The organism is Microbacterium sp. MEC084 (genome assembly GCF_004514465.2).
Lineage (GTDB): Bacteria > Actinomycetota > Actinomycetes > Actinomycetales > Microbacteriaceae > Microbacterium.
Map to the genome: position 1 here is coordinate 45,814 of NZ_MYFP02000005.1, position 12,824 is coordinate 58,637.

Sequence of the window (12,824 nt, forward strand, 5' to 3'; positions counted from 1 at the left end):
TTCGTGCATTAGCATTCATGCCATGCTCATTTGCGCCTCCACTTCGTCGCGCGCATGAGCAGCCTCGGAACATTCGTCTGGGGCATCGCGGATCAGCTCCGCGGCGTCTACAAGCCGCATCAGTACGGCGACGTCATCCTGCCGATGACGATCCTGCGGCGGCTCGACTGCCTGCTCGACGAGACCCGCGACGTCGTGCGCGAGATCGTCGAGAGCACCGACAGCGACGAGCTGCGCGAGGCGCTGATCCGCAAGCGCGCGGGGCTGAGCTTCTACAACGCCAGCCCCTGGACCTTCGCGCGCCTGCTCGGAGACCCCGAAGGGCTCGAGTCCAACCTGATCGACTTCATCGCGGGCTTCTCCAAGAACATCGACGTGTTCGACCGGTTCCGGTTCGAGAACGAGATCCACGCGATGGCCGAGAAGAACAGACTGCTGCTCGTCGTGCAGCAGTTCGCGGCGATCGACCTGCACCCCGACACGCTCGACAACGCGGCGATGGGCGACCTGTTCGAGGAACTCATCCGCAAGTTCGCGGAGGCCTCCAACGAGACCGCCGGTGAGCACTTCACGCCGCGCGATGCCATCCGCCTCATGGTCGACCTTCTGTTCGCGACCGACGGCGAGGCGCTCAGCGAGCCCGGCGTCGTGCGCACGGTCTACGACCCCACGGCGGGCACCGGCGGCATGCTCTCGGTCGCCGAGGAGCACCTGAAGACCCGCAACCCCGAGGCCCGCCTGGTGCTGTTCGGGCAGGAGATCAACGATCAGTCCTACGCGATCTGCAAGTCCGACATGATCGCCAAGGCGCAGGACGCCACCAACATCCAGCTGGGAGACACCCTCGCCGACGACCGCTTCGCAGGGCGCACGTTCGACTACGTGCTCTCGAACCCGCCGTACGGCGTCGACTGGAAGGCGTCGCAGGAGGCGATCAAGCGCCACGTCCAGGACGCCGGCGAGCGCAGCCGGTTCCCCGGCGGCCTGCCGCCGATCAGCGACGGGCAGATGCTGTTCCTGCAGCACGTGGCGACGAAGATGCGTCCCGAAGGCAAGGATGCGACGGGCGGCCGCGCCGCGATCGTCCTCAACGGCTCTCCCCTCTTCACCGGCGCCGCCGAGTCGGGGCCGTCGAACATCCGCCGCTGGCTGCTCGAGAGCGATCTCGTCGACGCGATCGTCGCACTGCCGACGAACATGTTCTACAACACGGGCATCGCGACCTATGTGTGGCTGCTCGACAACGCCAAGCCCGCCGACCGGATCGGCACCGTGCAGCTGATCGACGGGTCGGGCTTCTTCACGAAGATGCGCAAGAACCTCGGGCAGAAGAGCCGGGAGCTCTCGGCCTCCGATCGCGACCGGATCCTCGAGCTCTACGGCGCGCACGAGACCAATGCGCACTCGAAGGTGCTCCCGACGGCCGAGTTCGGCTACTGGACCATCACGGTCGAGCGCCCGCTGCGCGATGAGAACGGCGAGATCGTCACCGACCGCAAGGGCAACCCGAAGCCCGACAGCAAGCTGCGCGACACCGAGAACGTGCCCTTCACGTACGGCGGCAACGACCGCGGCGCCGAGGCCCGCGACGCGATGATCGACGCGTACTTCGAGGCCGAGGTCAAGCCTCACGTCCCGGATGCCTGGGTCGACAAGGCGAAGACGAAGGTCGGCTACGAGATCCCCTTCACGCGCCACTTCTACGTCTACGAGCCACCCCGCCCGCTCGAGGAGATCGACCGCGACCTCGAGCAGCTGGTGGCCGAGATCATGGACCTGCTCCGCGAGGTGGAGCGGTGACACGTCTAAAGGACGTCGCCGAGATCCTCGCCGGACAGTCGCCACCCTCCGATCAGGTCGACCCGCTCGACAGCGGACTCCCCTTCCTGCAGGGAAACGCCGAGTTCGGGCCGCGCCATCCGTCCGCGCGGTATGAGTGTGACATTGCACCGAAACGCGCCATCGCTGGCGATGTCTTGGTCTCAGTGCGTGCCCCCGTAGGCGCCGTCAACGTAGCAGACCGAGCATTCGGAATCGGCCGCGGTCTCTGCGCAGTCCGTGCGCACTCGATTGACCCGGGATACCTGTGGTGGTGGATCCAGAGCACCCGCTCTGAACTCGAGTCTCGCGCTACCGGTTCGACGTTCACTGCCATTACCAGCGCCACCCTCGGTTCGCTCGAGCTGCCCGACATCCCGGCACATCGGCAGGGGGCGATCGCCGACTACCTCGACCGCGAAACCGCGCAGATCGACACGCTCATCGCGAAGCAGACGCATTTGGTCAGTGCACTGCGCGATCGGCGTCGTGAGGGAATCCGGAGCCTGGTCACGCGGGGTCTCGATCCCTCAGCCGAGTTCCGGGCGAACCCCCTCCCCTGGGCCGACGCGATCCCCGCGCACTGGCATGCGCTCAACATCCGCCGTGTGGCCGCGATGAAGACCGGGCACACACCGAGCAGGTCGAACCCCGAGTACTGGGAGAACACGATCATCCCGTGGTTCACCCTGGCGGACGTCTGGCAGCTCCGCGATGAGTCTCAGACCTATCTCGGCGACACAGCGAACACGATCAGCGAACTCGGGCTCGCGAACTCCGCGGCCGAGCTGCTGCCGGCCGGCACGGTCGTCCTGTCTCGCACAGCTTCTGTCGGCTTCACAGGAGTGATGCCGCAGCCGATGGCCACGAGCCAGGACTTTTGGAACTGGGTCTGCGGCCCTCGCCTGTTGCCGGAGTACCTGATGTATGTCTTCCGCGCGATGCGGCCGCACCTGCTGTCGCTGATGATCGGGTCGACTCACAAGACGATCTATCAGCCGATCGCCGCGGCAATACGCATCCCGCTCCCGCCGGTTGACGAGCAGAAGACGATCGTCGCGGAAATCGAGCGGCAGACCGCGAAGATCGACGCTCTGATCGCCAAGGCGCAGCAGTTCATCGCGCTCGCGAAGGAGCGGCGGGCGGCGCTCATCACCGCCGCTGTGACTGGTCAGATCGACGTGACCACGGGCAAGACGCGGGCTGCATAGGAGCATCCATGGGCATCGAGCACGAGCGGGCTTTCGAGGACGAGATCTGCGCGCACCTCGAGGCGAACGGGTGGCGGTACGACGAGAAGAATGGCCCGCACTACGACCGCGACCGAGCGCTCATCCCAGACGACGTGTTCGCGTGGCTCGAGCAGACTCAGCCCGACGAGTGGGCGAAGGTCGTCAAGCCGTCGATGACCGAGGCCGAGCAGGCCAAGGCGAAGCAGCAGCTGCTCGATCGCCTCGTGAAGGCGCTCGACCTCCCTCTCGACGCGGGCGGCGGCACGCTCAACGTGCTCCGCAAGGGGTTCAAGAAGACCCCGGCCTCGTTCAAGATCTGCGAATTCAAGCCCGCCACCTCGCTCAACGCCGCGGCGAGCGCGCGCTACGAGGCCGTGCGCCTGCGGGTGATGCGTCAGGTGTACTACTCGTCGAAGAACACGCAGTCGATCGACCTGGTCCTGTTCGTCAACGGACTGCCGGTCGCGACGATCGAACTCAAGACCGACAACACCCAGTCGATCGAGGACGCCAAGCAGCAGTATCGCGCCCACCGCGATCCGAAGGGCGAGCCGCTGCTCGGGTTCGCCAACCGCTGCCTCGTCCACTTCGCCGTGTCGAACGACGAGGTCGCCATGACGACCCGCCTCGCCGGGCCGAAGACGCACTTCCTGCCGTTCAACCTCGGCGACGGCGGCGCGGCCGGAAACCCCGTGAATCCGCACGGCGCGGCGTCCTCGTACCTGTGGGAGCAGATCCTTCAGCGCGACGCGTGGCTGCACATCCTGGGGCGACTCCTGCACCTCGAGAAGCGCACGTCGACGGATCCGATCACCGGCGAGGTCACCACCTCGACGACGCTGCTGTTCCCGCGCCTGCACCAGTGGCAGCTGGTCACGACCCTGCTCGACACGGTGCGCGCCGAGGGCACCGGCAAGCGCTACCTGGTGCAGCACTCCGCCGGATCCGGCAAGACCAACTCGATCGCGTGGCTCGCGCACGGGCTGTCGAACCTGCACGACGCCGAGGACCGCAAGATCTTCGACACCGTCATCGTCGTCACCGACCGCACGGTGCTCGACGACCAGCTGCAGAAGGCCATCAAGCAGATCGAGGGCGTCGACGGCACGGTCGCCATGATCAACGCCGACGAGGTGCGCAAGTCCGGATCCGACGACGTCACGTCGAAGTCGAGCCTGCTCGCGAAGGAGCTGCTCGCGGGCCGCCTGATCGTGATCGTGACCATGCAGACGTTCCCGTTCGCGCTGCAGGCGATCCGCGAGAACAAGGGCCTGGCCGAGCGCCGCTTCGCGATCATCGCCGACGAGGCCCACTCGTCGCAGACCGGGCGCGTGTCGCAGAAGCTGCGCGAGGTGCTCACGGCCGAGGAGCAGAGCGACCTCGAGGACGGCGGCGAGATCGACACCGAGGCCATCCTCGCGGCCGAGATGGCTGCCCGCGCGGACTCCCCGAACCTGTCGTTCTTCGCGTTCACGGCGACGCCCAAGGCGAAGACGCTCGAGCTGTTCGGCCGCACGGACGGCGACGGGAAACCGCGGCCGTTCCACGTCTACACGATGCAGCAGGCGATCGAGGAGGGCTACATCCTCGACGTCCTCAAGAACTACACCACCTACAAGACCGCGTTCCAGATCGCCGAGAAGTCGCAACGGCACCTCAAGGCGGTCGAGCAGGTGGACGAGGCCGAGGCCACCAAGGGCCTGATGCGCTGGGTGTCGCTGCACCCGACGAACATCGCGCAGAAGGTGCAGATCATCGTCGAGCATTACCGCACCAACGTGCGGCATCTGCTCGACGGACACGCGAAGGCCATGGTCGTCACCGCATCGCGCGAGCACGCCGTGCGGTACAAGGAGGCCATCGACGCGTACATCGCCAAGAAGGGCTACGGCCTCGCCACACTCGTCGCATTCTCGGGAACCCTCACGGATGAGCAGGTGCCCGGCGTCGGATTCGCCGGCGTCGAACCTCCCTACAGCGAGGCGAACCTCAACAAGGGGCTGCGCGGGCGCACGCTGCCGAACGCGTTCGCGACCGACGACTTCCAGGTCCTGATCGTCGCCAACAAATACCAGACGGGCTTCGACCAGCCGCTGCTGTGCGCGATGTACGTCGACAAGCGGCTGTCCGGCGTCACCGCCGTGCAGACGCTGTCGCGCCTCAACCGCACCTACCCGTCGGCGGGCAAGGACGTCACCTACGTGCTCGACTTCGTGAACGACCCCGAGGAGATCCTCGACGCGTTCCGCCCGTACTACCGCGACGCACAGCTGACCGAGACGACCGATCCCGATGTCGTGCACGACCTGCAGTCCAAGCTCGACGCCGCCGGCATCTACACCGACGCCGAGGTCGAGGCGTTCACCTCTGCGTACCTGGCGGGCTCGCTCGGCACGGGCGCCAAGCACAGTGCACACACGGCGCCCCTGAAGTCGGCCGCCGACCGGTTCAACGGCCGGTACACCGCGGCGCTGTCGGGCGACGACCGCACTGAGATCGAGGAGCTCGATCTGTTCCGCAAGGACGTGGGCACCTTCATCCGGCTCTACGACTTCCTGTCGCAGATCATCGACTACGGCGACACCGACCTCGAGAAGCGCTCGCTCTATCTGCGCCTGCTGCTGCCCCGGCTCACCGGACGCGCGACCACCGAGACGATCGACTTCTCCGCCGTCGAGCTCACGCACATCAAACACGCGCGCTCGGGTGATCATCACCTCGTCCTCGGCGAGCGGGCCGAGCTGAGGCCGCTCGGTGCGGGAGGAAGCGGCGCCGCGCGGGACCCTCGCATGGTGCTGCTGACCGAGGTGCTGCAGCGCATCAACGAGATGTTCGAGGGCGAGGACTTCACCGTGCCCGAGGAGCAGTCCTGGGTCGAGGGGCTGGTGACGGTGATGGTCGCCGACCAGAAGCTGCGCACGCAGGCCATCGCGAACTCGCGCTCCCAGTTCGTCGAATCCCCCGATCTGGACGCCGCGCTCGTCGACGCGATGCTGGGCATGCAGTCGAGCCACAACCGGATGGTCGAGGTGTTCTTCTCACGCGCGGATCAGCGCCCCAAGCTGCTCAAGGCCATCGGCGAGCTCGTGCACGAGACCGTGCGGTCCGAGCTCGCGGATCCGGCGACCTGACGCGTCAGTACTCCAGCGCGCCGTTGCCGGCGTAGTAGCGGCGGCGGGTCTGGGTGTCGCGTGTGCTGTGCCCGTAGGGACGGCGGGTCTCGGGGAGGTCCTCCGGCTCCACGCCCTCGACGAGATGCGACAGCGGCACCTCGAGCGCCACCGCGATCTGCATGAGGCTCAGCAGCGTGGGATTGCCGTGTCCGCGCTCGATGCGCTGCAGATGCCGCACATCGAGGTCGGCGCAGTCGGCCAGCGTGGGGCGGCTCAGCTGTGCGCGGCGCCGGAGTTCGCCGATGCGCTCTCCCACCTTCGCGGCGACGGCGGAATGGGGATCGACGAGACGCGCCGCGGGGATCGGTTCGTCCATGCGCTTCATGGTGCGCGATATCCCAGATGACGGCGTGGGGAGATCTGCCCACTGACCGGGATTAGGCTCGACGGATGACCGTCCTCCTGGCGACCCTGCTGCTCGCGAACGCCGTCTTCAACGTGCTGGTCTGGCCCACGTTCCTGCGCCGCGTCGCACGCGATCCGCGCGCTCGCGACACCGCGGGCCGCCCGACGCGCTTCCTCAAGGTGCACGTCGTGCTGATCGGGATCGCGCTGCTGCTGGCGGCGGCCTCGGCGGTCGCGGGGATCGTCGCGCTCGTCCAGAGCTGACCGCGGGCCGCCCTTCTCCCACCCTCCGGCGCTCCCGACGGTGATGTCGGAGGTGCGAACTAGTGTTCGATGACGAAGATCGACTTCTTCGAACATCGGTTCTAGTCTTGAGGGATGGGGATGGCACGCTACGAGACCGCCTCCCGCTGGGAGGCGACGACTCCCGGGCCGACGAGCCCGGTCGGCGCCGCGGCACCGCAGACCGCGGCCGAGATCCAGCGCCTGCGCGCGCAGATCACCCGGATGCAGCGCCGCAGCGCGCAGGTCGATGCCATCCCGGTGCACCCCACGCTGGCCCCGCTCTTCCCCGAGGGAGGGCTGCGCCCCGGCGCGGTCTACTCCCTCGACACCGCCACGAGCCTGCTGCTCGCCCTGATGTCGGCGCCCTCGCGCGCCGGATCCTGGTGCGCCGCCATCGGCATGCCGGAGCTCGCCGCCGAGGCGGCCGAGGGATACGGCGTCGACCTCGAGCGGTTCGCCCTCGTCCCCGAGCCCGGCGACCGCTGGCTCGCCGTCACGTCGGCCGTCGCCGAGGTCTTCCCCGTGGTCGCGGTGCGTCCGCCGCGCGCCGCGCGCGACGGCGACACCGCCCGCATCGGGGCGAAGCTGCGCGACCGCGGCGGCGTGCTGCTCGTGCAGGGCCCCTGGCCGCAGGCGGAGGCCGTGCTGCGGGTGCACGACCCCGAATGGACCGGCCTCGGCCAGGGACACGGCCTCCTCGCCGCGCGCGAGGTCACGATCAGCGCGACGGGCCGCCGCTTCCCCGTGCCGCGCTCGGTGCGCGTGCAGCTGCCCGGCCCGCTCGGGGCGCCGGCGGCCGCGGCGGGCACCGCGCGGCGCCCGTCCTGGCGCACGGTCCACCGGATCGAGGCGGGCCACGGGAGCGACGCCGGGTCCGCCCGCCTCGAGGCGGTGGGGTGATGGGCTCCGCCGGTCCGGCTCCGACCCGCGCGCCCGCGCCGACCCGGGTCATCGTCCTGTGGCTGCCCGACTGGCCGGTCACGGCCCTGCTGCGCAGCGAGGCGCGGGCGGCCGCCCATGCGGGCGGCGACACGGCACCCCCGACCGAGGACGAGCCGATCGCGATCATGCACGCCAACCGGGTCGTCGCCTGCTCGGCCACCGCCCGCCGCCAGGGCGTGCGCCGCGGCCAGCGGCGCCGCGACGCGCAGGGCGCCTGTCCCCGGCTGCGGCTCGTGTCCGCGGACCCCGCCCGCGACGAGCGCGCGTTCCTGCCCATCCTGTCGCGCATCGAGGAGCTCACCCCGGGCGTGCAGCCCCTGCGGCCCGGGCTGTGCGCCGTGCGGGCCCGCGGGCCCGCCCGGTTCTACGGCGGCGAGGAGCAGGCGGCGAGCGCGCTGCTCGACGAGCTCGCCGCGAGCGGCATCCCGGATGCCCGCGCGGGCGTCGCCGACGGACTGTTCACGGCAGAGCAGGCGGCGCGCCTGATGAGCCCGGCCTCCATCCGGATCGTGCCGCGCGGGGCCTCCGCCGCTTTCCTCTCGCCGCTCACGATCGCGGCCCTCTCGCCCGCGGGCGGCGACGACGAGATCGTGGCGCTGCTCGCCCGCCTGGGCGTGCAGACCCTGGGCGACTTCGCCGCGCTCGACATCTCCCCCGTGCGCGACCGGCTCGGCGAGCACGGCGCGCGCCTGCACGCGCTGGCCGGCGGAGCCGACTCGCGTCCCGTCGTGCCGCGCGTGCCGCCGCCCGAGCTGGCGCGCGAGGTCGAGTTCGAGCCGCCGCTCGCGCTGGCCGACCAGGTCGCGTTCGCCGTGCGCACCACGGCCGACGCGGTCGTCACCGGGCTCGACGAGGCGAGCCTGGTGTGCACCGAGGTGCGGATCACGCTGCTCGACGACCGGGGCGGACGCAGCGAGCGCGTATGGCTGCATCCCACATGCTTCGACGCGCCGGCCCTGGTCGACAGGGTGCGCTGGCAGCTGCAGACGAGCCTCGGCGGCGAGAACGGGGCGCCGACCCTGGGCGGCGAGAACGGCGGCGTCACGCTCGTGCGCATCGAGCCCGAGGCGGTCGACGACGCCTCGCACCACCAGCCGGCGCTGCTCGGCCAGGGTCCCGACGAGCGCCTGCACCATGCGATGTCGCGCGTGCAGGCCCTGCTCGGCCACCGCGGCGTCGTCACGCCGATGCTGGCGGGCGGGCGCTGGCTCAGCGAGCGGGAGCAGCGCGTGCCATGGGGCGACGCCGAGCGCCCCGCGCATCCGCGCGACCTGCCGTGGCCGGGAAGCCTTCCTGCGCCGCTGCCCAGCGAGGTGTACCGCAGCCGGCGCCCGGTCGCGGTCGCCGCGGCCGACGGCGCCCCCGTCGCGGTCGACGAGCGGGGCGCGGTGTCGGCTCCTCCGGCGCTGCTCGACGGGCGCCGCATCGCGGCGTGGGCGGGGCCGTGGCCGGTGATCGAACGGCAGTGGGATGCCGACCGCGCCCGGCGGGCCCACCGCTTCCAGGTGGTCGACGCGGATCAGATCGCATGGCTCCTGGTGCTCGAGGACGGCCGCTGGTGGGCCGAGGGGCGGTACACATGAGCGCCGGGGGCCGCTGATGGGCTGGCAGAACCCGCCGATCTCGTGGTCGGAGCTGGAGCGGGCCCTGAGCGGCCGCCGCCCCGACGCGCGCCCGGTCGGCGCCGACGGCGGCGACAGCCCCGCGTGGAGCCGCAAGCGCGGCGCATACGAGGCGCCGCCCATCCGGCGCCCCGAGGACACCGTGCCGTACGCCGAGCTGCACGCGCACTCCTCCTTCTCGTTCCTCGACGGCGCGTCCTCGCCCGAGGAGATGGTCGAGGAGGCCGAGCGGCTCGGCCTGCACGCCCTCGCCCTCACCGACCACGACGGCTTCTACGGCCTGGTGCGCTTCGCCGAGGCGGCCGAGGAGACCGCGGTGAAGACCGTGTTCGGCGCCGAGCTGTCGCTGGGCCTGCCCACCCCGCAGAACGGCGTCCCCGACCACGCGGGCGACCACCTGCTCGTGCTGGCCCGCGGCGAGGAGGGCTACCACCGCCTCGCCGGCGCGATCACGCACGGCCAACTGCGCGGCGCCGAGAAGGGCCGCCCCTTCTACGTGCTCGACGAGCTGGCCCAGCAGGCCGACGGGCACTGGGTGATCCTGACCGGGTGCCGCAAGGGGCTCGTGCGCCGCGCCCTGGCCGAGGCCGCAGGGGCGGAGGCGGCGAGCGCGCCCGTGGCCGCCGCCGCGGCCCTCGACCGGCTCGTCGACCTGTTCGGGCCCGGCAGCGTGCAGGTCGAGCTGACCGATCACGGCGATCCGCTCGACACGCGCCGCAACGACGTCCTGGCGGCGCTGGCCGCCGAGCGCGGCCTGCCTGTGGTCGCCACCAACAACGCGCACTACGCGTCGCCCGAGAACGCGCGCCTGGCCACCGCGGTCGCCGCCGTGCGCGCCAACCGCAGCATGGCCGACCTCGACGGATGGCTCCCGTCGCACGCCGCCGCCCACCTGCGCTCGGGCGCCGAGATGGCCGCGCGCTTCGCGCGCTACCCGGGTGCCGTGTCCCGCACCGTGACGCTGGCCGACGAACTGGCCTTCCCGCTGCGGCGGATGCGCCCCGCGCTGCCGAAGCAGGAGGTGCCCGAGGGCCACACCCCCATGTCGTACCTGCGGCAGCTGGTGTGGGACGCCGTGCCCCGCCTCTACCCCGACCTGTCTTCCAAGGACCGCGACCGCATCGAGCGCGAGCTCGCGGTCATCGAGCAGAAGGACTTCCCGGGCTACTTCCTGATCGTGCACGACATCGTGGCCGAGGCGCGGCGCCGGGGCATCCTGTGCCAGGGGCGAGGATCCGCGGCCAACAGCGCGGTCTGCTACCTGCTCGGGATCACGGCGGTCGACGCGATCGCCTACGACCTGCCGTTCGAGCGCTTCCTGTCCACCCTGCGCGACGAGGAGCCCGACATCGACGTCGACTTCGACTCCGATCGCCGCGAGGAGATCATCCAGTGGGTCTACGAGCGCTACGGCCGAGAGCGCGCGGCCCAGGTGGCGAACGTCATCCAGTACCGCCCCAAGAACGCCGTGCGCGACATGGCCCGCGCCCTGGGCTTCTCGCCCGGCCAGCAGGACGCCTGGTCGAAGCAGGTCGAGGGCTGGGGCGCGGGGGTCGAGACCGGGCCCGATCACGACATCCCGGATCAGGTGATCGAGTACGCGACCGAGCTGCTGAAGGCGCCGCGCCACCTGGGCATCCACTCGGGCGGCATGGTGCTCACCGAGCGCCCCGTGGGCGAGGTCGTGCCGATCGAGCACGCCCGCATGCCCGGGCGCACCGTGATCCAGTGGGACAAGGACGACGCCGCTTGGATGGGCCTGGTCAAGTTCGACCTGCTGGGCCTGGGCATGCTCGCCGCGCTGCAGCACTGCTTCGACCTGATCCGCGAGTCCACGGGCGAGGAGTGGACGCTCGCGACGCTGCCGAAGGAGGAGGCCGCGGTCTACGACATGCTGTGCCGGGCCGACTCCATCGGGGTGTTCCAGGTCGAGTCGCGCGCGCAGATGGGGCTGCTGCCGCGCCTGCAGCCGCGCCGCTTCTACGACCTGGTGATCCAGATCGCGCTCATCCGCCCCGGCCCCATCCAGGGCGGCGCCGTGCATCCGTTCGTGCGCCGCAAGATGGGCGTCGAGAAGGTGACGTACGACCATCCGAAGCTCGAGCCGGTGCTGAAGCGCACGCTGGGCATCCCGGTGTTCCAGGAGCAGCTCATGCAGATGGCGATGGCCGTCGGCGAGTGCTCGGGCGAGGACGCGGACCTGCTGCGGCGGGCGATGGGATCCAAGCGCGGCAAGGAGAAGATCGAGAAGCTGCGCGACAAGCTGTACGCCGGGATGGCGTCGAACGGGATCACCGGGGAGTTGGCCGACGGCATCTACGCGCGCATCCAGGCGTTCGCGAACTTCGGTTTCGCCGAGTCGCACTCGCTGTCGTTCGCCCTGCTGGTCTACGCGTCGTCGTGGATCAAGCTGCACTACCCGGCCGCGTTCCTCGCCGGTCTGCTGCGCGCGCAGCCCATGGGCTTCTACTCCCCCGCGTCGCTCACGGCCGACGCGAGGCGTCACGGCGTCGAGGTGCGCCGCCCCGACCTGAACCGCTCGGGGGCGACCGAGGTCCTCGAGCCGCTGCGCGAGGGATCCGGCGGGACGACTGGTCTCGACTCGTGCCTGGCCCGCGTGCATCCCGCGCCGGGCGCCTTCGACCGGGACGCGCCGGACGAGTCCGCCGCGCATCGCCGGGACGGCGCGTTCGCGGTGCGGCTCGGGCTCGCGGGCGTGACCGGCATCGGGCTCGACACCGCGAAGCGGATCGTCGCGGAGCGAGAGCGCGGCGGCCCGTACCGCGAGCTGCCCGAGCTGGTGCGCCGCACCGGCATCATGCAGACCCACCTCGAGGCCCTCGCCACCGCCGGCGCGTTCGAGTGCCTGGGCCTGTCGCGCCGCGAGGCGATCTGGCTCGCGGGCTCCGCCGCGCAGGATCGCCCCGAGTACCTGCCGCACACCGTGACGGCCGTTCAGCCGCCGCTGTTCGCCGATCCGACCAGCTACGAGCAGCTCGCGGCCGACCTGTGGGCGACCGGCGTCTCGACGACGGATCATCCGCTCGCCCACTACCGCGAGGCGCTGGACGCGCGCGGCGTGGTGCCGTCCGCCCGCCTGCGCACGCACGAGACGGGCCGCCGCATCGAGGTCGCTGGCCTGGTCACCCACCGCCAGCGCCCGGCCACCGCGTCGGGCGTGACGTTCCTCAACCTCGAGGACGAGCACGGCCTGGTCAACGTGATCTGCTCGGTCGGAGTCTGGAACCGCTATCGCCGCATCGTGCGCGACAGTCCGGCGCTCATCGCGCGCGGCATCCTGGAGCGCTCACCCGAGGGCGTCACGAACCTGCTCGCCGACGCGTTCGAGGATCTGCGCGTCGGCGTCCGCCACGCCTCCCGGGACTTCCACTGAGCCGCCCGCGTCG

At 70.7% G+C, this 12,824-nt stretch carries 8 protein-coding genes; 7 read left to right on the plus strand and 1 reads right to left on the minus strand.

Annotated features, from left to right (window positions below):
* The first annotated feature begins 54 nt into the window (after positions 1-54).
* The 3 genes from B5M43_RS06940 to B5M43_RS06950 are packed head-to-tail and all read left to right on the plus strand — an operon-like array spanning position 55 to position 6,181.
* On the plus strand, positions 55-1,800 hold the full coding sequence (locus B5M43_RS06940; RefSeq protein ID WP_134745903.1) for a class I SAM-dependent DNA methyltransferase: 1,746 nt from the start codon (positions 55-57) through the stop codon (positions 1,798-1,800).
* Positions 1,797-3,029 carry a restriction endonuclease subunit S gene (locus tag B5M43_RS15305; RefSeq protein ID WP_230667757.1) on the plus strand — a complete coding sequence of 411 codons (1,233 nt, stop codon included), beginning with the start codon at positions 1,797-1,799 and terminating at the stop codon, positions 3,027-3,029. Before B5M43_RS06940 ends, B5M43_RS15305 begins: the two co-directional genes overlap by 4 nt.
* A gap of 8 nt (positions 3,030-3,037) precedes the next feature.
* Complete coding sequence (locus B5M43_RS06950) at positions 3,038-6,181, plus strand: type I restriction endonuclease subunit R (protein WP_134747240.1); 3,144 nt, start codon at positions 3,038-3,040, stop codon at positions 6,179-6,181.
* A 4-nt stretch (positions 6,182-6,185) separates the two neighbouring features.
* On the opposite strand, the gene B5M43_RS06955 is transcribed toward B5M43_RS06950, so the two are convergent.
* On the minus strand, positions 6,186-6,539 hold the full coding sequence (locus B5M43_RS06955) for a helix-turn-helix domain-containing protein (protein ID WP_162246662.1): 354 nt from the start codon (positions 6,537-6,539) through the stop codon (positions 6,186-6,188).
* 74 nt (positions 6,540-6,613) lie between these two features.
* Here B5M43_RS06955 and B5M43_RS06960 point away from each other — a divergent pair, with 74 nt between their 5' ends.
* From B5M43_RS06960 to B5M43_RS06975, 4 genes are all read left to right on the plus strand, one after another.
* The gene (locus tag B5M43_RS06960; protein ID WP_055991824.1) at positions 6,614-6,832 is read left to right on the plus strand and encodes an SCO4848 family membrane protein; all 219 of its coding nucleotides are present in this window, start codon (positions 6,614-6,616) and stop codon (positions 6,830-6,832) included.
* A gap of 114 nt (positions 6,833-6,946) precedes the next feature.
* On the plus strand, positions 6,947-7,753 hold the full coding sequence (locus B5M43_RS06965) for a hypothetical protein (RefSeq protein ID WP_230667759.1): 807 nt from the start codon (positions 6,947-6,949) through the stop codon (positions 7,751-7,753).
* Positions 7,753-9,378: a DNA polymerase Y family protein gene (locus B5M43_RS06970; RefSeq protein ID WP_134746299.1), complete on the plus strand. Its 1,626-nt coding sequence runs from the start codon at positions 7,753-7,755 to the stop codon at positions 9,376-9,378. Before B5M43_RS06965 ends, B5M43_RS06970 begins: the two co-directional genes overlap by 1 nt.
* 16 nt (positions 9,379-9,394) lie before the next feature.
* Positions 9,395-12,811, plus strand: coding sequence for an error-prone DNA polymerase (locus B5M43_RS06975; RefSeq protein WP_134746298.1), 3,417 nt, complete (start codon positions 9,395-9,397; stop codon positions 12,809-12,811).
* Positions 12,812-12,824 lie beyond the last annotated feature (13 nt).

Coding starts and splice junctions, on each gene's coding strand:
- B5M43_RS06955 (WP_162246662.1), bottom strand. CDS start 6,539: ATGGACGAACCGATCCCCGCGGCGCGTCTCGTCGATCCCCATTCCGCC.
- B5M43_RS06970 (WP_134746299.1), top strand. CDS start 7,753: ATGGGCTCCGCCGGTCCGGCTCCGACCCGCGCGCCCGCGCCGACCCGG.
- B5M43_RS06940 (WP_134745903.1), top strand. CDS start 55: ATGAGCAGCCTCGGAACATTCGTCTGGGGCATCGCGGATCAGCTCCGC.
- B5M43_RS06965 (WP_230667759.1), top strand. CDS start 6,947: ATGGGGATGGCACGCTACGAGACCGCCTCCCGCTGGGAGGCGACGACT.
- B5M43_RS06960 (WP_055991824.1), top strand. CDS start 6,614: ATGACCGTCCTCCTGGCGACCCTGCTGCTCGCGAACGCCGTCTTCAAC.
- B5M43_RS06975 (WP_134746298.1), top strand. CDS start 9,395: ATGGGCTGGCAGAACCCGCCGATCTCGTGGTCGGAGCTGGAGCGGGCC.
- B5M43_RS06950 (WP_134747240.1), top strand. CDS start 3,038: ATGGGCATCGAGCACGAGCGGGCTTTCGAGGACGAGATCTGCGCGCAC.